This window comes from Flavicella marina (assembly GCF_009193215.1).
Classification (GTDB): domain Bacteria; phylum Bacteroidota; class Bacteroidia; order Flavobacteriales; family Flavobacteriaceae; genus Flavicella; species Flavicella marina.
In genome coordinates, this window is the sequence record NZ_VYVA01000004.1 from 41,965 (window position 1) to 65,877 (window position 23,913).

Below are 23,913 nucleotides of genomic sequence, written 5' to 3' on the forward strand. Positions count from 1 at the left end.
TGCTTTTGTTTTATTTAATATGATTGTTTATGTCCTTAGCAAGTTGTTTTGTAAACTCAGTTCCAGATTCTTTAAACAAATGATTACCGTCGGTATATACATATTTATCAACTAGGTTTTTATAATTCAAGTACAATTCACCATTAAAACTTCTTTCAATTAAATTGTCAAAATCCGGAAACATTGAATTCTCAATCTTCAAAATTTTATGTCCAGTAGGAATTCGAACTAATATTACTCTACCATGTTTCTTTAACAAAGAAATTGTTTTTTTTAACCAAAATAGTCGTTTTTCAGAAAATCCATAAATCTCCTTATTAGTGATATACTGTTTTTCTTTAAACATTGTTCTTTTTATTACTTCAGCTGCTTTCATCGAAACATTTATTTCTAACCATCCATCATTGTGCACAAACATATTAGTATCCTTTTTTTTAAACAACAAACTAAACATTGATTTTGGATACGCATACATGAAATAATCGTAATTTGGATAACAGTTATAGAACGAAATTTTACCTAATTCTTTATTCGTTTCAATTTCATAGTCAAAATCTGATCGTGAAGAAATACTCCAAGGGTCAACAGAAACAATAAACAAACCATTGGAAATTTTCTTATTTAATTTTGCATCAATAGCGTTGTAATATGTCTCTCCATAGGGACTATGTAGCAAAGTAAAAGCATAATTATATAGAGGTTTGTCCACCGAATCAAGAAGTAAAGAATTTAATATTTCAGGCTGAATACCTTGAGCTGCTCGAGATGTACCAAGAACTAAAGAATTTTGTTTTTTTGTTGTAAACCTCAAATAAAAAGGGTCAGTATAACCATCCCCTAAGAAGCCTAACAATAAGTAAGTTGTTATTATGACTACGAGATATGCCACAACTTTAAGTATAAATTTTTTCATCTAAAATTGGAAGTAAATAAATGTTGTTTTCTCTTCTACTGATGCATAATACAATATTAAAAAAGCAAAACTCAAATAGAACACAATTCGATATTTTTTATCCAAAACTATAGCATATTCTTGTTTACGAGAAATCCATTCGAAAAAGACAAAAATGAGTAAAAACGGAATTATTTTTTTATGACGAATTGTATTTGGTATAAAAGTATTGAAATCTATAATTCTTTCAATGTATCGAACAGCGTCTTTAATTGATTCTGATCTAAAAAAAATCCATGAAAAAGTAACCAACATATATGTTTTCATTATTCCAAGAAATTCCGATAAACTGGGTAAGTTACCTTCGATAGCATTTGTATGTTTTCTGTTTTTCTTTAACAAAAATATTGGTAAAAAAAACAATGCGTTTATCCCTCCCCAAGCAACATAAGTCCAATTCGCTCCATGCCATATCCCACTTACTAAAAAAATAATAAACACATTTCTTAATTGATTGCCTAAGCTACCCTTTGAACCACCTAGAGGGAAATAGAGGTAATCTCGAAACCAAGTACTTAACGAAATGTGCCAACGCCTCCAAAACTCAGCTATATCCCTAGAAAAATATGGGTAATCAAAATTTCTCATTAGGTTAAAACCAAACAATCTTGAGGTTCCAATGGCAATATCAGAATATCCAGAAAAATCGCCATATATCTGAAATGAAAAATAGACAATCCCCATACAAAGCGTTAAACCTGATTCATTTTGGTAATTTTGAAAAATATCATTTACCAAAACGGCACAAGAATCGGCTATGACTACTTTCTTTAGTAAACCCCACAAAATCAGCTTCATTCCTGAAACCGCAAACTCGTAGTTGAAAATTCTTTTTTTGTAAAACTGAGGTAATAAGTTGCTTGCTCTTTCGATAGGACCTGCAACTAACTGTGGAAAAAATGCGACATAACTCGCAAAAGCCATAAAATTTGTAACAGGTTCTATTTTTCGTTGATAAACGTCAATAGTGTAACTCAAGGTTTGAAATGTATAAAAAGAAATTCCAACAGGTAGTATTATATTTAATGTGGTTTGATGCATTTGAATGCCTAAGTCTGCCCATGCTTCTATCCAACTCTCAATGAAAAAATTAAAGTATTTGAAAAAAACTAAAAGTCCTAGATTTACAAACAAACTTGTATACAATAAAAATTTTCTCTTGTTGCGATGAGTAGAAAGATTTAAACGATATCCAATAAAAAAATCAATGAGTGTACTGAACAATATCAACGACAAAAATCGCCAATCCCACCAACCATAAAAAATGTAGCTCGAAACAAATAATAAAATATTTTGATGTTTCAGTTGTCTAAAAACGAACCAATACAACAAAAATATTGTTGGTAAAAACAATAAAAATTCAAGTGAATTAAACAGCATTTTTTAGCGTAACTTGTTTTGTTATTTTTTCAAAAAGATTAGTAAATAGTAACTTTTTGTCTTCTTTCAACTTATCTCCAAAAAATGTAGTTACCAAAGTCTTTCGTTCAGCAGCTAAAAAAGTTGAATCTTTTAATAGTTTTTTAATAAACCTCTCCATTTCTTCTGGTGTTTTAGCCAATGCTATTGCTCCTGTTTCTACGATAGGTTTATAATGATCGAAATTGTAAATTTTCAAATAATCATTTGGATATACATTCTCTCCAGGAGGATTGTAAGCAATATTGATCACTGGCTTGTCTAAAACTGCCAAATCTAAACTCACAGTTGACGCAACGTTTATACCAACCAAACAATGATTTAACAAACTATTAAACAAGGTAATATCTTTAATGGTGGGAGTCAGATGATTTAGCTCCCAATAGTGATCGGGAATGATAACTTCTTTATTGTTTTCTCTTAATTTATAATATTCGGTATTGTCGTCTTTTGCATAGATACGAACCACCAAAATTAAATCTTCATCTATATTTTGCAACCTCTGCTGAATATCTTTTACTATGACATACTCTTTTGGTGTGTAATAAGACATTCCTGTTGAATACAATACAATTTTTTTATGCATCGGAATATCTAAAAACTCGTACAGCTCTTCTTTTTGCATGATGTAATCTTTATTGAAATGAAAATCAAATTGTGGAGTACCTGTTACAAAAATATTTTTAGTGTCTAAATTTGGATAATATTTCAGTAGGTCATGTTTAATTTTGTCATTCCAAGTAAAATAATAATCATAATCTGGTAAAATTCTTCCTTGAGATGTTAAGTTATCCCAAGAAAAAAGAAATGTAGCCGTTGTTAGTTTCTTTTTTTTTGCAGCATACATCAAATCTAATGACAACAAATTATGGATGTGCGATGTATTAAAAACAATGTCTGGATTGATATCAGTTATTATTTTCTCGAATTCTAAAACTTTAGGATTTCTATAATTTGCTTTGATAAACCTATTGGTAAGCTTAATAATACTCTTGTCAGAAGTAAACAATTTTGCCAACTGTCTTCTAAATACTCTAACAATTCTATGTTTAAAACTTTTTTTACTAGAAATATCATCTTTCAATATCTTGAGATTCCCGGTAACACAATCCAATCGATACAGATGTGCTAATTGTAAAACTTTCTTTAATTCTTCGGCGTATTTATTACTTGATACTATTTCAGGTAATTCATAAAACTCATCACACTTAGAAACCAAATATTCTTTTATTTCTTGATTCGGAATGATTGAGAAAAACACCAAACGATACTTTTTTCTTAATGCATCAGTTATTCCAGAATACACAAAATTTTTAATCGATTCTCCCCTAGGAAGCACAATTACCATTTTCTTCATAAACTTATTCATCAATTAAAAATGTACTCATACTCAGCCATTGCCAAATATGAAAACTAGATTCATTATTACCTTTCTTATATATTTCCCATTCTTTTTCTAAGGCTTCAATTTTAAACCAAGATGCATAAGAACTCTCTTTTAAATTTGAAATCGCTTGTTCTATTGTCTCTCTTAAATCTTCAGCCAACCACTCTCTTTGTGGTGTTTGTAAAGGTCTCTTAGGTGCATAGGAAATAGTATCACTTAAAAACTCAGACACAATTTCTCTAAGCATGTATTTTTGAACTGAACCTTTAATTTTATATTCTAATGGTTGCGCAAAAGCAAACTCTACCAATCTATAATCTAAAAAAGGCTCTCTTAGCTCTGTACTAGCAGCCATAGAAACACGATCGTTAAAACGTAAGGCTCTAGGTATTTTCGTATAAAACAAATCTCTATATTGCTTATTAAGCAACTCATCTTTAAAAGGTTTCGGGTACATTGGCTTATTTGCCATCTGTAAAACTTCTTCAGATAAAACATTTGATTTAAATGGAGATATCGTTGTGGCTTGAATGATATTATCATTCGATCGAGATAGATAATAATCATACCCTGCCCACTGCTCATCCATACCTTGACCATCTAACAACACCAATACACCATTTCTTTTTGCTTCTTCAAAAATCTTCGCATAAGCCAGTGTTGGTAATCCCCCGTAAGGTTCATCTTGATACACACTTATTTTTTCATTTAGTTGTGCTACCTTTTCTGCATTTAAAAGCACTTTTTTCAATGGATTCTTTGTTAAAGAAATCATCTCTTCAACCCAAGGTAATTCATCATATCTTTCATCATTTGTATAAAAAGTATATGCTTGTATTTTATCGCCTTTTTCTTGTTGATTCACAAAGGCTAATAAAGCAGAACTATCTAAACCACCACTAACATTAAAACCAACCGGAACATCTGCTCTAAAACGTAGTTTCAAACTATCTTTTAAAAGTGTTGTATATATTTCTTTAACTTCTTGGTATGATTTTTTTTGTTCGTGTTTTTTTATTTCATTCTCAAAATGGTACCATTTAGAAACTGAAATTTTATTTTTGGAATACTCTAAAGTATGCCCACCTGGTAATTCTGCAATTCCTTCCCAAAAAGTTTCATTCAAAACTCCATAACTTCCATAACAAAGGAAATTTGCCCAAGTTTCTTTATTTGGTGTTTTAGGAATACCTGCTGCATGAATTCCTTTAATTTCAGAAGCAAAAATTAACTGCTCTTTATCATGAGCATAATAAAAAGGTTTTACCCCAAAACGATCACGCGCAGCGAACAATGTTTGCTCTTGTTTATCCCAAATAGCAAATGAGAACATTCCATTGAATTTATGTAAACAATCTTTACCCCATTTTATGTATGAAGCTAATAAGACTTCAGTATCTGAGTGCGTTTTGAAATCGTATGAAAGTTCTTTTTTAAGTTCTACATAATTATAAATTTCACCATTAAAAACGAGTACATACCTACCTGAAAGATTATGAAAAGGTTGATTCGCTTCTACAGACAAATCAATAATTGACAATCGATTATGACCCAAAGCACAATTTGCATCATTCCAATAACCTGTATGATCTGGTCCACGATGTGTTTGAACTTCTGTTATTTTTTTTAAGCTTTTTAAATGAGCTTCTTTACCTACAACTCCTGCTATTCCACACATAATTATTTACTAACTTTTTCAATGAGTTTATGTAAAACAAAAGCTTCAGTTTTTTCTATGGATTCAAATGTATTTCCTGCAATATGAGGTGTAATAATTACATTTTCATTTTCACTTGCGTAAGTTACCAAAGGATGATTTTCTATTGCTGGTTCTCCAAATAACACATCGGTTGCATATCCGCTAATTTCTTTATTTAAAAGGCAGTTTAATAAATCTTTTTCATCTACCACTCCTCCTCTAGCCGTATTCACAATTACAACTGAAGATTTTAGTTCTTTAAAAACTGCTGCATTCACTATTCCATCTGTTTCTGAGTTATATGGCAAATGAATAGACAATATGTCTATATTCTTACATAATTCTAACATGGTGCTCTTTTTTATAAATTGACTCGAAACTTCTTGCTCTTCAATATCAAAATAAGAAACATTCATACCAAATACAGCATAATAATCTGCAACAATTTTACCTAAACGTCCCATGCCAAGAATACCCACATTTTTTTTATACAATTCAGTTCCTTGAAACAAATATCGATTCCATTCACCATTTTCTACATGTTGAAAAGCACGTTTTGACTTTCTAATCAACGCCAAAACCAGCCCCAAAGTATGTTCGGCAGTAGCTCTTACTTCTTTTAGAAGTTCTTTTTCTCCTTTTACACTAATAATTTGTATTCCTCTAGCTTCACATGCTTCAACATCTATATGATCTAAGCCGGTGGCTGCGCATAAAATATATTTACAACGAGCATCCTTAAGAATATCTGCAGAAATTTTATGATTCAATCGAAACCAAAAAACATCGCAGTTTAAAAATGCTTCTTTTAATTTTTCTTTCGATCTAATCTCTTCATAGCTTAAAGTAGATACCGAACTTAATTTATGCTCGGTCTGATGTGCTAATTTTTCTATACCAGAAATAATTGTGTGCATCATAAATTTCCTTTTTTCCACTCTTTGATGAGTGCTTCAGTAATTAACAGATCTCTTTCTGTATCAACATTAGACCATTTAGACTCAGGCATCACATAACCTTTTTTATTGTCTGCAATAAATTTTTCTGATTTTAAAAATGTTGAAACTCTTGTAGCATATATTGCCCCATTTCTTAAATATACCGGCTTTAAATCTTGTCTTCGTTTTCTTTCCAAATCAGGCTGTAAAGGCAACATTTTTTGTGCTTCACTCAGTTGATACATTCTTGCAGGATGAATGTCTTCTAATTCTACCAAAGAAACAACAGAATCAAGTTTCTCATCATCGACAAGCATTTTTATTACATTATCAATATCTTCAACTTCACGTATTGGAGATGTTGGCTGTAACAAAACGATCAAATCGTAGTTGGTTTCTAATGTTTCCAGAACTTCCAAAATTGCTGTTTCTATTTTAGATTCGTCTTGTGCATTTTTAGAACTTCTTTTTAAAAAAGAACAATCCAAGCTTTTTACAACATCAATGATTTCATCTGAATCTGTAGAAACCACTACATCGGTCAATAATTTACTTTTTTTTGCTATTTCAATGGAATAGCCGATCAACGGCAAACCATCTACCAAGCGAATATTTTTTTGGGGAACACCTTTTGAGCCTCCTCTTGCCGGAATTAAACCTAATACCTTCATTAATATTGAATTGTTTTATGAAATATCAAAGGTATTTCAGCCAATACTGCTGCAATTTTTTCTCCTGAATCACCATCACCATAAATTGTTTCTGCTACAATTTTTGAATTCGAAATCTGAGTCATTATTCCATTTTTAATAGCAATTTTATCATAGGTAACATCCAAAACATTACTTCCACGTAGACGTTTGTTTTGTCTTGTACCAATGTTCACTACAGGTACTCCTAAATAAGAACATTCACGAATTCCTACACTAGAATTACCTATCAAACATTGACTATTTTTCAGTAGCGTTAAAAAATCATGTGGCTCCATATTTTTAAAGAAATGTATATTTTTAGGTTTTTGAAGTTCTCTAAACGTTCGTATTCCATTCGAAGTACCATCAGAACCAGCATCTACATTAGGCCAAAACCAAAAAGTAGGAATATCTAATTCATCAACTGCCTCTAAAGTTTTTATTACATCTTCTTTCGCTTTCTCGTACTCAGTTGTTACAGGGTGTTGCATAACAACTATATAACCTGACTGCCAATTTAAATTTTCTCCTACACCGCCATACTTTTCTATTGGATTGAAATTAATTGTAGGATTTTCTTTAATTGTTTTTGCCAAATCGATAGACGGACATCCTGTATTGATTACAAAATTTTCATCCTCACCCATTTTCATCACACGCTGTTTGGCATCTTCAGAAGCAACCAAATGAATGTCGGCTAATTTTGTATTGGCATGTCTCACTTTCTCATCAATATTTCCCGTTACTTCTCCTCCCTGGATGTGAATTAACGGAATGTTTTGATACGACGCAGCGATAGAAGTCGCAATTGTCTCGAATCGATCTGCTATCGTGATCACAGCATCGGGTTGCAAATTGTAAAAAACAGTTGAAAGCTCCATCACTCCTAAACCTGTAGTTTTAGCCATGGAAGTTGGATTTTCACCTTCTAAAACCATAAAGACTTTTTCGTTAACCTTAAAACCATCATTTTCAATAAAGTCAACAGCATTTCCATAACGACCTAAAAGCGCAGAACCAGCAACGACCAATTGCAACTCTAATTTAGGGTGATTATCAATAGCTTTTAATGCCGTTTTTATTCGGCTGTAAGAAGGTCTTGCCGTTATTACGACACATATTTTGCGTTTACTCATATCAGGTCAGCTTCATTTAAAAAATCCCATTTGCTCAATGATTTTTGCAACTTCTTCCCAATAACTTTTTCGTAATCAGAAGCTAACAAACCATATCCTTTTGGTTTTTTAGCTTCTAGATCGTCAAACGTGAGTATGTGGTTTTGGGGTAAGTCTTTATTCACGGCTAAAGATTTCTCAAAAATACCTTTTAAATCTGTAAATTCTAAATTATTTTCTTTGTTTATTGGATTATTTAGAGCATTCTTCACATTATTGACAGCCATTATCAATTTCTTCGTTTCATCAATCGTTAAAGATGATTTAGCATCTGGACCAAAAATATCCTTATCAAAAACTACGTGAAATTCCAAAATCTCAGCACCTAGCGCTACAGCAGCTATACCCGCTACTATCGAAGAAGAATGGTCGGAAAAACCGATAGGTACATTATACCTACTTTTCAAAACCTCCAAGACATTCAGCCCATATTGTTCTGGTTTAGTAGGATACGCCGTAGTACATTGTAAAATTGAATATTCCACATTCCTGTCTTTCAAAAAAGCAACAGTAGCATCTAATTCTTCTAAAGAGCTCATCCCTGAAGAAAGAATAACAGGTTTACCAGTTTTTGCTATTTTTTCTAAAAGTAAAAAGTTATTTACTTCACCTGATCCGATTTTATAGCGTTTTACTCCTACTTCCTCTAACAAATCAACAGCAGCATTGCTAAAGGGAGAACTCATAAATTCTAACCCTACTTCATCACAATGGTTTTTTATTTCTTTCCATTCCTCTAAAGAAAACTCCATACGTTTCCAATAATCAAAACGCGTTTTGTCTTCGTAAGAAAAATTAACACGAAACGGTTCAAACTTGCTACTTTCTGCTTCGGCAATATGTGTTTGAAATTTAATGGCATTTGCTCCAGTTGTAGCAACCGCATCTATGTATGAATGTAAAATTCCTAGGCTTCCTTCATGTGCCTGACCTATTTCAGCGATGGTAAATATCATTGTGCGGTATTTTCTATAAATTCTTTTAATTGTTTTACTCTACTTTCAACAGTAAAATTCTTTCTAAAAACTTCTTTTCCTTGATTACTCAAACGAACACGTTCTGATTCATTCGTTAACAATCTATTCATAGCAATTGTCATTTGGTCTAAATCATCACAAAGTACTGAATTTTCTTGATTTCTCACCTCTGGAAATGCTGCAACAGAGGCCTTGGTTGCAACTAATACTTGTTGGTAGTTCAATATCACTGGTAATCGTGTCCGTGTACCCGTATCATACTCCCATGGAATAATGTGAATATCTTGAGGGTGTAAAACAGTACTTAGATCAGCTACAAAGCCTTTACACACAATTTGTCGATCGTTAGTTAACTTTATTTTAAGTGAGTCATTTGCTTGTTTTATGGAACCAATGACCCATAGTTTTGTTTGAGGGTTCGCTTTTTTTATTTCCTTCCAACAAATATCTAAAAAACGCTCTAAACCTACCCTATTGGCTGTTGTTCCCATTCCTCCTAGGTGGACAATGTTTGGAACATTATTTTTAGTTAGTTTATTTTCAATACTTGCATAAGTTGTAGGCAAATACATAGCTTTTTTTCTTGATACTTGTTCAATTTCATTAGCTTCGGTATTAGACCCAGAAACACAAGCAGTAACTTTTTTCACCAATTTGTATTCTGCTCTTTTCTTTTGAAAAATATGAAACAGCTCTAAGAAATTTCTCTTTTTACGTAATTTTGCTACTTTAAATTGCCAATCGTGGTGCGCATAAAAAACAGGAATGCTAAGTTTAGAAAATCCTGCCCAAAACCCAGCCCAACGCCATTCAGCCCAAACCATATCAATTTTATTTTTTTGTATAAAATCAGTTAAAAAATAATGATTAGACTTATTTAAAAAAAGGTATTCAAATTTCTCTGGCTTAAAAATTGCGTGGTATAAATGGCTTCTCTTGCTTACAGCTCCTTCATGTTTTATTCTAAATGAATTAACAGAGGTTATTAAATGTGTTACTTCATTATAATCTTCTTCAATAAACAAATTATCTTTTCCCCATTGAACAGCTAATAAATGGATTTTATACCCAAGACTATGCAACAACTCTAAGTGAGAAAAATACACCGCTGCTCCTCCGTTTTCGTTTGGAGAAATCTTTCCGTTATTTACAATGAAGAGAATCTTTTTCATAATTCTGCAGCTATTTTAGAATAAGCCTTTTGAACATTAGTCTTGACCAAATTGTAATCTAACTTTTTGGCTATCTCATTATTTTTTTCTGTAGCACTTTCAAGGAGTTCTCCAGATTCAAGAGCTCTTTTTATCAAACGGGCGATTTCATTGACGTCTTCCGGGTTATCAATCAACAAACCATTGACACCGTTCTCTATAAAATCTTCACTAGCACCACCAGGATTAGACTGAATTGGAAATGCCCCTAGAATAATTGCTTCTAAAAGCGTATTCGGTACACCGTCTGAAATATTATTTCCTATAGCAATTCTAGCTGCTCCAAATTTTTCTAAAAGCTCTTCATGAGAAATTTGATTGTATCTTGAAGAGTAACCTATGGTTAATCCATACTTTTCATTCAATTCTTTGATTCTAGCTATTACGACTTCATGCGCAGAATATACATAAATATCCATATCAGCAATTAGATCTATATGTTGCTCAAGAGCATCTAAAACCCTTAATGCTCTTCCAAATTTATGATGATAGCCTTTGATTATTATTAAATTTCTATCATTTAAAGGGTGTTTGTAAGAATTATACTTTTTCAAATCATAGCCTCCTCCCCCAGGAAAATTTACTCCAAGAATTTCAGCATGTGAATTTATTGCTGTAATTAGTTTTTTATCTCGTTCACATTCTAAAAAATGGTACTGTATCTTACCCAAAGCTTTGATGATTTTTTTTGTGTGAAATTTTTTATCTTGGTAATAAAACACATCATTTCCCCAACATGAATACGCCCAATTAAATTCAATATTTTTTCTAGCTTTCAGCACTGGGTAACTTTCAGATTGCATTTCTAGTGAATGCACCAAATCTGGTTTAATTTCTGAAATAATTTCAATCAATTTTTCGGCAGGGGTAACCTCTAAAAATGGTTGGATTTTTTCATAAATAGCAGGCATTTTTTTTCTTAAAAAATATTCGCCTTTGACATATGACTTTTTTCGTTTAGACCAGTTTGTTATGGTATTAGTCCATAACAATTCTTCATGAATCGGTTTGTCTAAACAATCGAACACATAAATTTCGTGTTCGCTGTCTTTGAGCTGGTTGATCCAACGAGCACTGTGTATGTATTGCATGCAAACAAAAAGTATTTTCATGAATTCTATTTGTGATTAATTTGTACGATTCAGACGGATTAAATCAAAAGGGACTTTCAATAAATCGCTAAATCGTATTTTAGATTCACCTTTTTCTATCCATGTTTTCAAGGGGAGTTCTAAAACTGTTTTATAAATATCTAATTCAAGATTATTCTTCATTCTCAATAGAATTTCAACATCGAAAATCCATCTCGTAATAAATGGTTTTTCAAAAACCGAAACAGAAATTTTCGTTGAAAATAATTTAGCTCCACATTGTGTGTCATAAACAGGAAATTTCAACACAAAATAACTAACAATGGTTGCAAATATTCGACCAAATAAAAATCTTTTGAACTTTCTATCTATGGTTGCTCCCAATCTTTTGAATCTACTTCCCATTACCAACAATAATTCAGGATTATTTACCAGCTCTTTTTTAAACCTTTCTATTTCTGATAATGGAGTTGCCAAATCTGCATCAAAAAAGCCTATACTATCATATTTTTTTTCTTTCAATAGATGTTGCATGGCTTTTCGAATAGTTTCAGCTTTTCCTTCATTCCTTTCAAAATCTATAATCTTCACATATTCGGGATATTTATCCCTTATTTTATGCAATACCTTAATTGTTTCATCACTACTACCATCATTTGCAAAACAAAAATAATTGCTTTTGTTACTAGCTAAAAATTCAAGAAATTCATCGACCGGTAATCGCTTTGCTTCGTTAAATGCAGGAATTATTATACAGGTCTTCATCTATTTTATTTTATATATAGTAATAACAGGGCTATTATATCTTCTAATTTCAAAGAGTAAATTATCTTGCTTCATTATTTTGTTGTAATAGTAACCGTGAGAGATGAAATAATCAGCATTTATTAAATTTTCAGGGTTCTCAATATTGTTAACATAATGCAATCTTTTTTTATTCTTTAAAGGTAAGATTTTTAAATTAGCAACACCTACATCTTCAGGCACGGCAATACAAATAGAGTCTGATTTGTCAAACCTCAATAGCTTTTCAAAAGCTTCTTTATACGAAACTCCCCAATAATCAAATTCGAAATTCTTTGCTAAATAATCTTTTTCTTTCGATACAAGTTCGTTAAAATAAACTGCTTGATATGGGTGTAGTTTTACTTGATTATAAATAACAGTACCCAAATACAAAACAAATACAATTAATAGTGGCAAATGTATCTTGGTCTTCTTAAAATAATGAAACGTATAAATCATCATAATTATAAAACTCGGGTAGATAAAAAACAATTGTCTCCAACCATTATACAGTACCGATTTTTTTAGAATGATAATTGATAATGGAACTAATAAAAACACGAATAATAGTCCTATAACTCTGTTTTTAGGAACTGATAAATAGTTGAATTTTGTTTTAAGCACTTTATAGAAAAACAATAACAGACCCATTATCCCAAAAATCAGATATCCCAAAGGAACCGTTGTAAAAAACCATTTAAAAAAATAGGTTTGATCATGAGCTGCTTTTATGTATTCTCCAAAAACCAATTCTTGAGTATTATGTCTAAAATGAGACATATTTATAAAAATCTCAATAAACTTCTCAATAGGATTACTCCATAAAACAGGCCAAAAAGCATAGGTAAATATTAGTGTACTCAACACTATGACTGCATATTTGTTTGCTTCTTTTTTTAGCTGTAACAGGCCATTGTCAATACAGTCAAACAGAACTAAAAACGATATTCCAATAACAGGAAAAACAATGCCCAAGATTCTAATATTTATCAATACTGCCGAGCTTAAACCTAATAATATAGCATAGGTAAACGTTCTTTTAGTATAATATTTAAACAGTGTATAATAACAAAAAATAAACCCTACCATTAACGGAATGTCTTTTGTATTCACAAACGAATGTCCATAAATTCTAGGTTGAAGCATATATAAAAAAAGCGAAAGTACACCATATAGTTTTGATTGAAACAATTGAGAAACTAATAAATACAGAACCAGACCACCGAATAAGTAAAATATATGTGTAAATAAATGTCTGTATAAAAAAACATACAGCTCACCATTTTCACTATCCTCCCATTGAAAAACTTTTTCGATAATGTAAAGTGGCAATTCAAATGCCACCCCATAATCTTGATCAATCCATGATTTCAATTCTTGGTCTCCTCTAAATACGTAATTGAAATTTATTCTAGCGGTACTTCGTTGCATGCCTTCATCCCAACTTATTCCATAATCTTTATAAATAGAAAAAGTTATAACTAATGAAAAGAACAGGTAAATGGAAATTATTAGTTTATTCATTCTTACATGTTTATTTTAATACTTCAATTAATGAATTTAAAACTAAATTTTCTGGTCTTAAGTAATTGTTATAATACTTGTAATTATACTCCATCATAGTTTTGACTTTTTTAGGAGAAGATAAAAGTGATTCGACTTGACTTAGCAACATTTCTTTATCTGTAAAGGTTAGGTAATTTTTATTTTCTAAAAAATCTCCTGTAGCTTGATAAACAAGAGGCTCAGTTACAATTGCTCGACTTGCAGCCACTGATTCTGCAAACCTACCTCCGTTAGAGTTATGAAGTCCTAAATTAACTATACTAATTGCTGTACTTTTCAATGTAGTTAAATAATTTTTTCTATTTGTGATGTTGCCATCTAAAACAAGACTTTTTGCTTTTTTTTGAGCATAAGGAGTATTTGACAACCCACCTACAAATCGATCTTTGAATTCTTTTTTACAAGCTAATATTGATTCTATACGATTGATATTTATCAACTCTCTCTCTTCTTTTAAGTGCTGTGCTTCAACATCGGACGGATCCCATAATCTAGTATACAGCATAGAGTTTAAATCTGAAAGAATGGGTGGCGCACAAAATTGATTTTTCTCAACAGTAAATAAGTTAAAGCCCCTCATTATTTCTTTTGCTCTTACTTTGTATTTATTTTTTAAAAAATCTGGTTTTTCGATCCTGTAAAATAAACCTAATGCCAAAATCTTAGTTGTTTTAGCTTTATAATCTAGTAATTTATTATTGAAACTACGCTTAAAATAATAATCGACATTTTTGTATTCTTCTTGAAAAAATTTAAGGTTTTCTTCTATCGTACCTGAAATCCAATTAAAACCATCTAACAAATCATAAACTACAGTGATTGAATTGTTTATTTTTACATGAAGAATAGGTTTGTAAACATTACCATCATTACCAGGGGTTTTTAGTTTTAGCTCGATAATCCCCATTGTTTCTAATGTCAAAAAACCAGAATACAAATGGTATAAATGAGGACTATCAATCATTTCTACTTCACAAACTATTTTCATGACGGATTGCTTTGGCTGATTATTTCTTCAAGTCTCTTAAAATAATTCTCTTTAGAATACTTCTGTATCAAGTTGGCATTTTTCACTCCTATTTTCTTTCTTAATTCAGTATCTTCAATTAACAGATCTAACTTATTTGTTAATTCATCAACGGTATTATTTATTAAAAAATCTTCAGAATTCAATAATTGTTTACAACCAATATGATTAGTAGCTACAACAGGTAATTTATACAACATATACTCCATAACAACATTGGGAGTTCCTTCCATTGTTGAAACCAACACTCCAATATCTAGTATGCTTAGTATTTCAGAAACCGGACGACTAGAAAGAACCGAAATGTTTTCTGAACAACTACTAGCAGAGGCTTGGTTACATAATTCTCTATATTTTTTTTCGGTTTCAGGAGAATTATCAGCATCCCCTAATAACACTAGGTGTGTTTTTCTTGTGGAGCAAAGTTGCAAAAAAGTATCGAACAACAGATCGAACAATTTCTCTTCTCGATAATGAGAAATCATACCTATTACTATTGCATCATTATCAATTTGTAACTTTTCACGAATCGAATTTGAATCGTGTTCTTGGTAAGATAACGTAGTATACTGAGGTAAACAAAATATTTTTTCGGTAGGCACTGCATACGAATCACAAATTTCATCTATTCCATTCTGTGCATTTGCAACAAATATGGGCGTTTTTTTTATTGCATAGGCTTCTAATGCATCTTTCCTAAAAAAGTCCAATCCCAACTGATGCCAAAATGTATATTTAGCCCCGGTATATTTATATATTAATACTGCTAACTTAGATGGTGGATTTAAGAAAGGAACAATTAAAAAGGGTTTAAACTTTCTAATAAACTGTATCATCTTTAACAAATAAAGAAAAGTTTTAATGCCGTTTCTTAAATTTTTCAGAGAAATATTGTTAGATAATTTTAAAAAATATTTTTCTTTATAATGAATTTCATCAATTCCAATTTCTTCTGCAAACTGTTTAAATTCTTTCGAAACCAAACCTGAATGCGTAGCAATAATTTTTACAGAACAATCTAAAGTATGTATGGCATAATCAGCAAAACCTAATGCTTGACGTTCTGCACCACCTAATACCGGAGACTTTATAAGTAAAACTATATTTTTATTTAAAAGATTCATATGGATTTTTCAAATTTAAAATCATCTTTAACCTGTTATCTCCACGGTTAAAAAACTTAATTGAATAATAATAAATTTTAAATCTATAGATTGATAAATGAAACTTTTTTAATGAAAAATTTTCTTCAATAAACAAGTACACTCTTTTAGCTTTATTAAATTCTCTAATTCTGATCAAATACAAAAAAACTTTAATCATCTGATTCAATAAAACCTCTTGTATTCTTACAGAATTTTTAACCGAATTTAATTGTAATTGTTTTGTTTTAACTGCTAAATATGAATCTATATGATAATTTCTTTTTTTGTTTTTTATTGTAATTGATTCGTTATTTTCTCGAACAAAAATTAAAACTTTATCAATAAATCCTATATTCTTCTCTTTATCTAAAATTCTAGAATAACATTCTAAGTCTTGATGTTGGTAGATTTTTTCATCAAACAAATCATATTTTAACAATAAGCTTCTTCTCCAAATTGGGATAAAAGTTAGAATTGATATTTTTCCAGATATATAATTTTCAAATAGATCACCAACTTTTTCAAACATTGATATCCACCCATCATCAAAAATACTTTCATTAAAGTTTTGATATTTACAAACTACAAAATCAGTTTCTTTATGGCTTGTTAAATATTCTACCTTTTCTTTTATATGGTCTTCAGTCATAATATCATCACTATCAAACCAATTAATAAATTCACCTGATGATTTACTAAAGCCATAATTTCTTGCGGCATTACCTCCTCTCAACAAATGAGAAGGACGTTCAAAAAGTTTAAACCGACTATCTTTTTTAACAAAAGCTTGGACAACATTTATTGTCGTGTCTGTTGATCCATCATCAACTATAATGCATTCCCAATTTGTATAAGACTGAGCAATTATAGAATTCAATGTCTCAGCTATTACCTCAGCTCTGTTGTATGTGGGAATTATTAAAGAAACTTGTGGTGCAACCATTACAAAACAAAATTATCAACCATTGACCACATTTCTTTCGATTTCTTCTTCTCTTCCTTGCCTTTCAAATCCAATTGATTCTTTAATTTTTTGTATTCTGAAGGGTGTAAGTATTTGCTAATTTTATTTATTGAAACGTCAGGTTTATTAACATTTAGTAACCCATCAAAAAAACCATAATCACTCATCAATTCATTATATTTATGACTCCATGAAGTTGAAAAAGTAGGTATTGATTGTGATAATCCACTAACTACTCCATGAAATCTAGAAGATATCAACATTTTTGATTGACCAATTATAAATTTCACTTCATTAGCATTCAAATCTGTAAGGAAAGGTAGTTCTAGGTGATTCAATTCCTTTATTAAATCTAAATCTGATTGCCCTTCATGATTTAAAAAAAACACCTCTTCTCCTTGACGTTTTAATTCTTTAACTATTTTGATCAAAAAAGATTTATAGTTTGAGGCTATTTCTTTGGTTGTATGCGTTAACATCTTCGAATTAGGTATGACACATATCTTATTTTTATATAATTCAAATTTACTTTTATCATCTATCTCAGGTAAGTACAAATTCGTAAAATCAGGAGCTAATTGTAGTTTCTCAGAACTTGATAAAATATTTGACATGTATTCAAAAGACACTTTATCCCTTGCAAAAAAAAGATCACATATAGCATAGAGTTTTAGGATGTAATATTTCGAAAGCTTTTTCTCGAAACTACCAAAAGCTTGAGGTAAAAAAACTATTTTAACTCCTCTCTTCTTTAAATCTTTATAGTATTTAATTCTTTTATTAATCTTTTCAATCTTCGTAGTTTCATATATCCATTGATCACCAAATTGAAAACCACCAGCATCAAGCACAACGCTAATATCTTTATCAAAAACTAGCCCATGCATCAATATTTTTTGTGAATCAATAAAATTCGAGAATTTAATTTTAAATCTTTGTAGCGAAAGAGGGGAATATAAATTTAATAAAACTTTCTGAATCTTAACATATTCATTTAGGTCACCCCCTCCATTATATACGATTCTTACTTCCTCATTAGCGTCATAGTGTTTTATAATTGATCGAAGCATTAATTCTGCTCCTTTGTTTACAAAACCGGCATTATCTACCTGTATATATCTCATTGTATTTCAGTATTTTACTGGATTCTTTTTTTTCTGAATAAGGTATTTTACCTGTTTCTTTTGCATAACCTAAGGCAATAAAGCATACTCCTCTTTTGTGGCTTGGAATGTTAAATATTTTATGAAATTCTTTTTCATAGGCCTCTATATCAGGCCAATTAATAACACAAGATGAAATACCTTGAACCTCAAGTCCAAACAAAAATGCCATCGTAAACAAAGAACCATCAACATATATTAGATGCCTATCTCGTTCACTAAAGTAATAACTTAAATCACCGACAATAATTGCAATATTTTTAATCTCTCCCATAAAAGTAGTAATTCCCATAGGCAACTTCAACGCTTCAGATAATAATTCTTCCTGATTAAAAAACAAAACTTCAAACGGTTGTCTATTGCAAGCACTTGGAGATTGTAAGCCTATATCCAATGCCTTCTCTAATTTTTCTTTTTCTACTTTAACGTCTTTAAAAAAACGAACTGAGTGTCTTCTTTTTGCTAAACTTAATAGATCATCATAGACAATAGGAGTCTTTTCTAATTGAGATTGGTTAAAAGGAACACTTGAAACTACCTCTAAATCTAAATCAATACTCGATAAAAATTCATGTAGCTTTTCTCTTGAAAGATCAATCGAATGATTACCGTTACCAATTTCATCAAAATACTTTATCAAAACATCACAACACCATTTTTTATTAAACGAATCTAATTCATGAAATGATGCTATCAAAAAATCAACAGTTGACTCAATATAATCTGAAGCAAAAAATGGTTTCCTATTCGGTAGTATCAAACCTTTTTCAATCCTATGGACCTCTCTCCTAACCTTAGAAATATTTGCCTCATTATTATCTATTCTTTTTTCAAACAATTTTTTACCTAAAAGTACACTTTTCATTTCTCTGTCAAATGAGTGGTCAAAGAAGAAATAAAACAGTTTAATTAAAAAAATATTTTTTTCTGTTAACTTAGTATATAGGTATTGAGCTATTTTTAATTTTAGCTTTTTGGGAATTTTTAAAACCCTTTTTATCATTTTTTTTATAAAAACTAACATCATGCCCAAGTGCTTTCAATTAAAAATCTACCATTCCCCTCAATAACATTCTTACCAATTCCGTAATAATCTCCTGGTTCTACATAAAAAGTAAGTGCATTTAATTCTCTATGATGAGGTTTTCCGTATAAATGTAAAGACAGGTTTATTGTAAATGTACCCGAAACAAATGGTAATTTATTGATTTGAAGAGAAATATTTTTTTTATTGGTTTCAATCTTATACCCTGCATACGTATTGCCAAAGTGAGCTTGTTTTACTCCATATTCATCATACAAACCTACAAACAAATTTACCTCATGCTCATCATTAGTTTCACGTTCAATAGTTACATCTATTGTCAAACTATCTCCGCTATGAAAAGTATTACATACAAGGTCTTTATTTTTCAGTTGTGCCATTGTCATCTTAACAACTCCTGCATTGCTAAAAAATTTTTTAACAGATAAATCTTCTACTTTATTCAATAAAAGATATTCATTTATTGCCGTTTTAGTATCTGCTAAAATTTGAACCCCTCCATTTTTTAAAACAACACAACGCGTACACAAACTTTTAATCGCCCCCATATTATGACTCACAAATAAAACCGTTCTTCCATCACCTTTTGAAATATCTTGCATTTTACCAATAGCCTTTTTTTGAAATTCTGCATCACCTACAGCTAAAACTTCATCTACAACTAAGATGTCAGGTTCTAAAAAAGCCGCTACGGCAAATGCTAACCGAACTTTCATCCCGCTAGAGTATCGTTTTACTGGAGTATCGATATATCGTTCACAACCTGAAAATTTGACAATTTCATCTAATTTTGAAGCAATTTCTTTTTTGGTCATCCCTAAAATGGCTCCATTTAAAAAAACGTTTTCTTTTCCTGTCATTTCTGGGTGAAAGCCAGTCCCTACCTCAAGTAATGAAGCAATTCTACCTTTTGATTTGATACTTCCTTTAGTAGGCCCCGTAACTTTAGACAAAATTTTTAATAAAGTCGATTTACCTGCACCATTTTTTCCTATGATCCCTAAAACTTCGCCTCGATTCACTTCAAAATTAATATCCTTTAAAGCCCATACATATTCAGAATTCCCTTTTGAAGCTCTATCGTTACTTTCTCCTATTTTCAAATACGGGTCTTCTTTACCTCGAATCTTTGCCCACCATCTATTTAAATCATGACTTATGGTTCCTGTACCAATTGTTCCTAGTCGATACTGCTTTGATAGATTTTCTATTTTTAAAATTACTTCTTCCATCTTAAATCGTATCTATAAAACTTTTTTCCGTTTTGTTAAACACTAACATTCCAAAAATTAATACTACAAAAGAAATTCCAAGTACAGAAAAACTTGAAATTATCGTAACATCTCCAGTTCTTAAAACAATATTCCTAAATGATTCAATAACTGTTGTCATTGGATTGTACGCAACGATCCACGCGTACTTTGGCATCGTTTTTTCTACAATTTCTAATGGATATACAACAGCAGATAAATACATCAACAATTGAACTCCAAATGACACCAAAAATGTCAAATCTCTATATTTTGTTACCATCGATGATATAATCATTCCTAAACCTAACCCAAGAAACCCCATCGATATTATCAAAATAGGTAAAAATAAAATTGCAATCGAAATTGAAAAAGACATTCCTTGAAATATAAAATAAGAATAAAACAAAAAGAAAATAGTTAATTGAATTCCAAATTTCAACAAATTAGAAACGACAATCGATAAAGGCATAATTATTCTTGGGAAATAAACTTTACCAAAAATTGCTTCATTTTTCTTAAACGTATCAGAAGTCGAAACCAAACAATCCTTAAAGTAATTCCAAGCTGTAATTCCAGCCAAATTAAATAAAAATGGAGGAACTCCGTTTGTTGGAATATTAGCTATCTTGTTAAACACTAGAGTGAAAATTATAGAAGTAAACAAGGGCTGAATTAAATACCATAAGGGTCCTAATATTGTTTGTTTGTATAGTGTGATTACATCTCTCTTTACAAACAGAAACAACAAATCTCTATATGCCCAAATTTCCTTAAAATTAAAATCAAGCAATTTATTTTTTGGGGTTATTTCGAAAAGCCAATTGTTTTTACTCATACCTATCCCCGTAAAATTAAATAAACGAATCAAAAAAACACAAATAATTGGGGTATTATACTTGCGATTTTTCTTTTACAAAAAACTCTCGATAGCTAAATCATAGCTTTTTAAACCGAAACCTAAAATGACACCTTTTACACAAGGCGATAAATAAGAATGTTTTCTAAAATTTTCTCTTGCATGTGTATTTGAGATATGTACTTCTATAACTGGAGTTTCAATTCCTTTTATAGCATCTGCTATAGCAACAGATGTATGTGTGTATGCACCAGCATTCAATACTATTCCATCAAACGAAAATCCTATCTCATGCAATTTATCTACCAACTCACCTTCATGATTTGATTGAAAATAAGTTAACGAAACTGTTTCAAATTTATTTGATAATTTCTCAAAATAATCTTCAAAGGTTGCCGAACCATAGATTTCAGGCTCTCTTTTTCCTAATAAATTTAAATTTGGGCCGTTAAGTACTAGAATTTTCATGATTTCAATCTATATAAAAAACAAAAATAAGAATGTTATCGAATTAACAATGACTATTTTCAATTTTCTTAGAAAACTCGCCTCTTTAAATCATATATCTTTATACTTTTTAATACCTTTACTCGCATGAAATGGTTGCAATTTTTAAACGATTACAAACTTTATTTACAAATTGAAAGAAGCATGTCTTTCAATACAATTGACAGCTATAGTCGAGACATTAAAAAACTCATTAATTACCTGGAAGACAATAGTATTATTGTAACCCCTGAACAGATTGACAAAGAAATCATACTACAGTTTATTTACGAAACTGCTAAAAGCAGCAACCCTAAATCGCAAGCTAGACTCTTATCTGGATTGCGTAATTTTTTTGATTATTTGATTTTTGAAAAATATCGCGATGACAACCCAACAGAATTGATTGAGACCCCAAAAACAGGTAGAAAACTTCCAGACACTTTATCTCAAGTAGAAATTGACATGCTCATTGATAGTATCAATTTAAGTCATCCACAAGGTGAACGCAATAAAACAATGTTAGAAACACTGTATAGCTGTGGTTTTCGTGTAAGTGAACTCATCACACTGCAAATTTCTGATCTGTTTTTTGATGAAGGTTTTATACGAGTAACTGGGAAAGGAGACAAACAACGCTTTGTTCCATTAAGTTTAGATACTCAGAACTTGATCACAAATTACATCAAATACATCCGTTGTCATGACACACCCCAAAAAGGTTTCGAAGATACTTTGTTTTTAAACAGACGAGGCAAAATGTTAACGCGAAATATGATTTTCACGATCATCAAAAACCTTGCGCAAGAAGCTGGTATTCAAAAAAAAATTAGCCCACATACATTTCGACATTCCTTCGCTACACATTTGTTAGAAAATGGCGCTGACTTAAGGGCAATTCAACAAATGCTAGGGCATGAAAGCATTACTACAACAGAAATTTACATGCATTTAGACAAAAGCCACTTAAAAAGTGTCGTGGAAAAATTCCATCCCAGAAGTTCATTCTAATTTTTGATACTTTGCTTTACAAAAGCATCAAATTCTTTATTTGAAAAAATCGAAGTTTTAATACCTAATGCGTACAAATTCTCTACACTATCAGACAAACGTGTAAAATCTTTTTCAGTTGTAAGAATTATCTTGTTATCAGTCTCAATCTCCTTATAAATGTTTTTTATATTTCTTATATCCGTCTCTTCAAAATGATGGTGATCAGGAAACTCAACATGTTTAAAAGAAATATTCTTTGACCTTAAGAAATCCAACAATGGTTTGGGTTTCGCAATACCTGTAACCAATACAACTTCATAATTAACCAAGTCACCTACTCTTATTGTATTGCTGTTAGAGTTTACCACATCATCATATTCAATACTACTAAAAAACACTTGTTGCTTCTTATTTGGTTTGATTTCATTGACAATCGATAGTTGTTGCTCATTGGTTAAATCAGCAGGGCATTTCGTTACCACAATAGCATGTGCCCTATTTACTCCAAATCGAGACTCGCGTAACTCTCCAGTAGGCAATACAAAATCTTTCGTAAACCTATTGTCATATCCAGTTAGTAAAGTATAAAAACTTGCTTTTACTTTTCTATGTTGATACGCATCATCCAATAAAATCAAATCAATTGAAGCATCTAATGCTAGTAGTTTTTTTATACCGTTAGTCCTATCCGCGTCAACCGCAACAAGAATGTTTTTAAATTTTTGAGAATATTGAAAAGGCTCGTCTCCAATATCTTCAACTTTTGTCGTTTCATTTGCCAACACAAAACCTTTGGTTTTCCTTTTATACCCCCTACTCAAAACAGCAATACGATAGTCTTTTTCTAACAAACGAATCAAATATTCTATTTGCGGTGTTTTACCTGTTCCTCCCACACTCAAATTACCCACAGCAATCACAGGAATATCAAAACTCGTTTGCTTAAAAACACCTAAATCAAAAAACACATTCCTAACAGCCACTACCAATGCGTAAAGTACAGAAAAAGGAAAAAGTAGGTATCGAAGAAATTTTATGAATGTTTTCTGAAACATAGATTGCTTGCGTTTGTCTAAATTATTCTCACA

The 23,913-nt window shown here is 30.8% G+C and carries 22 protein-coding genes; 1 reads left to right on the top strand and 21 read right to left on the bottom strand.

Going from position 1 to position 23,913, the window contains the following annotated elements; translation table 11 throughout:
* Positions 1 to 10: 10 nt before the first annotated feature.
* From F6P99_RS09250 to aroQ, 20 genes are all read right to left on the bottom strand, one after another.
* Positions 11 to 913 (bottom strand): hypothetical protein, encoded by a 903-nt coding sequence (locus tag F6P99_RS09250; protein ID WP_152287198.1) that lies wholly within the window; start codon positions 911 to 913, stop codon positions 11 to 13.
* The gene (locus tag F6P99_RS09255) at positions 914 to 2,332 is read right to left on the bottom strand and encodes an MBOAT family O-acyltransferase (RefSeq protein WP_152287199.1); all 1,419 of its coding nucleotides are present in this window, start codon (positions 2,330 to 2,332) and stop codon (positions 914 to 916) included. It lies immediately after the preceding gene.
* Entirely contained in the window at positions 2,322 to 3,740 is a 1,419-nt protein-coding gene (locus F6P99_RS09260; RefSeq protein WP_152287200.1) for a hypothetical protein, read from the bottom strand. Before F6P99_RS09260 ends, F6P99_RS09255 begins: the two co-directional genes overlap by 11 nt.
* A complete protein-coding gene (asnB, locus tag F6P99_RS09265) occupies positions 3,733 to 5,436 on the bottom strand; it encodes an asparagine synthase (glutamine-hydrolyzing) (RefSeq protein WP_152287201.1) in 1,704 nt (567 codons plus the stop codon). The genes F6P99_RS09260 and asnB overlap by 8 nt, the downstream gene beginning before the upstream one ends.
* A 2-nt stretch (positions 5,437 to 5,438) precedes the next feature.
* Positions 5,439 to 6,377: an NAD(P)-dependent oxidoreductase gene (locus F6P99_RS09270; RefSeq protein ID WP_152287202.1), complete on the bottom strand. Its 939-nt coding sequence runs from the start codon at positions 6,375 to 6,377 to the stop codon at positions 5,439 to 5,441.
* Complete coding sequence (locus F6P99_RS09275) at positions 6,374 to 7,066, bottom strand: acylneuraminate cytidylyltransferase family protein (RefSeq protein ID WP_152287203.1); 693 nt, start codon at positions 7,064 to 7,066, stop codon at positions 6,374 to 6,376. Before F6P99_RS09275 ends, F6P99_RS09270 begins: the two co-directional genes overlap by 4 nt.
* Positions 7,066 to 8,223 (bottom strand): UDP-N-acetylglucosamine 2-epimerase, encoded by a 1,158-nt coding sequence (gene neuC / locus F6P99_RS09280; RefSeq protein WP_152287204.1) that lies wholly within the window; start codon positions 8,221 to 8,223, stop codon positions 7,066 to 7,068. Before neuC ends, F6P99_RS09275 begins: the two co-directional genes overlap by 1 nt.
* Positions 8,220 to 9,218: an N-acetylneuraminate synthase family protein gene (locus F6P99_RS09285; protein WP_152287205.1), complete on the bottom strand. Its 999-nt coding sequence runs from the start codon at positions 9,216 to 9,218 to the stop codon at positions 8,220 to 8,222. Before F6P99_RS09285 ends, neuC begins: the two co-directional genes overlap by 4 nt.
* The gene (locus F6P99_RS09290; protein ID WP_152287206.1) at positions 9,215 to 10,411 is read right to left on the bottom strand and encodes a glycosyltransferase; all 1,197 of its coding nucleotides are present in this window, start codon (positions 10,409 to 10,411) and stop codon (positions 9,215 to 9,217) included. Before F6P99_RS09290 ends, F6P99_RS09285 begins: the two co-directional genes overlap by 4 nt.
* Complete coding sequence (locus F6P99_RS09295; protein ID WP_152287207.1) at positions 10,408 to 11,562, bottom strand: glycosyltransferase; 1,155 nt, start codon at positions 11,560 to 11,562, stop codon at positions 10,408 to 10,410. Before F6P99_RS09295 ends, F6P99_RS09290 begins: the two co-directional genes overlap by 4 nt.
* 15 nt (positions 11,563 to 11,577) lie before the next feature.
* On the bottom strand, positions 11,578 to 12,306 hold the full coding sequence (locus F6P99_RS09300; RefSeq protein ID WP_152287208.1) for a glycosyltransferase: 729 nt from the start codon (positions 12,304 to 12,306) through the stop codon (positions 11,578 to 11,580).
* Positions 12,307 to 13,851 carry a glycosyltransferase family 39 protein gene (locus F6P99_RS09305; protein WP_152287209.1) on the bottom strand — a complete coding sequence of 515 codons (1,545 nt, stop codon included), beginning with the start codon at positions 13,849 to 13,851 and terminating at the stop codon, positions 12,307 to 12,309.
* A 10-nt stretch (positions 13,852 to 13,861) separates the two neighbouring features.
* Positions 13,862 to 14,881, bottom strand: coding sequence for a hypothetical protein (locus F6P99_RS09310; RefSeq protein ID WP_152287210.1), 1,020 nt, complete (start codon positions 14,879 to 14,881; stop codon positions 13,862 to 13,864).
* A complete protein-coding gene (locus F6P99_RS09315; RefSeq protein ID WP_152287211.1) occupies positions 14,878 to 16,044 on the bottom strand; it encodes a glycosyltransferase family 4 protein in 1,167 nt (388 codons plus the stop codon). Before F6P99_RS09315 ends, F6P99_RS09310 begins: the two co-directional genes overlap by 4 nt.
* A complete protein-coding gene (locus F6P99_RS09320) occupies positions 16,028 to 17,008 on the bottom strand; it encodes a glycosyltransferase family 2 protein (RefSeq protein WP_152287212.1) in 981 nt (326 codons plus the stop codon). Before F6P99_RS09320 ends, F6P99_RS09315 begins: the two co-directional genes overlap by 17 nt.
* Positions 17,008 to 18,153: a polysaccharide pyruvyl transferase family protein gene (locus F6P99_RS09325; protein ID WP_152287213.1), complete on the bottom strand. Its 1,146-nt coding sequence runs from the start codon at positions 18,151 to 18,153 to the stop codon at positions 17,008 to 17,010. Before F6P99_RS09325 ends, F6P99_RS09320 begins: the two co-directional genes overlap by 1 nt.
* Positions 18,131 to 19,057: a nitroreductase family protein gene (locus tag F6P99_RS09330; RefSeq protein ID WP_193316045.1), complete on the bottom strand. Its 927-nt coding sequence runs from the start codon at positions 19,055 to 19,057 to the stop codon at positions 18,131 to 18,133. Before F6P99_RS09330 ends, F6P99_RS09325 begins: the two co-directional genes overlap by 23 nt.
* A 158-nt stretch (positions 19,058 to 19,215) precedes the next feature.
* Positions 19,216 to 20,469 (bottom strand): ABC transporter ATP-binding protein, encoded by a 1,254-nt coding sequence (locus tag F6P99_RS09335; protein WP_152287215.1) that lies wholly within the window; start codon positions 20,467 to 20,469, stop codon positions 19,216 to 19,218.
* Between the two features lies 1 nt (position 20,470).
* Complete coding sequence (locus F6P99_RS09340) at positions 20,471 to 21,325, bottom strand: ABC transporter permease (RefSeq protein ID WP_152287216.1); 855 nt, start codon at positions 21,323 to 21,325, stop codon at positions 20,471 to 20,473.
* A 75-nt stretch (positions 21,326 to 21,400) separates the two neighbouring features.
* Complete coding sequence (gene aroQ / locus F6P99_RS09345; protein WP_152287217.1) at positions 21,401 to 21,814, bottom strand: type II 3-dehydroquinate dehydratase; 414 nt, start codon at positions 21,812 to 21,814, stop codon at positions 21,401 to 21,403.
* A 126-nt stretch (positions 21,815 to 21,940) separates the two neighbouring features.
* On the opposite strand from aroQ, the gene xerD reads away from it, so the two are divergent.
* Positions 21,941 to 22,843, top strand: coding sequence for a site-specific tyrosine recombinase XerD (gene xerD, locus F6P99_RS09350; protein ID WP_152287218.1), 903 nt, complete (start codon positions 21,941 to 21,943; stop codon positions 22,841 to 22,843).
* Here xerD and lpxK read toward each other — a convergent pair.
* Positions 22,840 to 23,880, bottom strand: coding sequence for a tetraacyldisaccharide 4'-kinase (gene lpxK / locus F6P99_RS09355; RefSeq protein WP_317162579.1), 1,041 nt, complete (start codon positions 23,878 to 23,880; stop codon positions 22,840 to 22,842). The genes xerD and lpxK overlap by 4 nt on opposite strands.
* Positions 23,881 to 23,913: the final 33 nt, after the last annotated feature.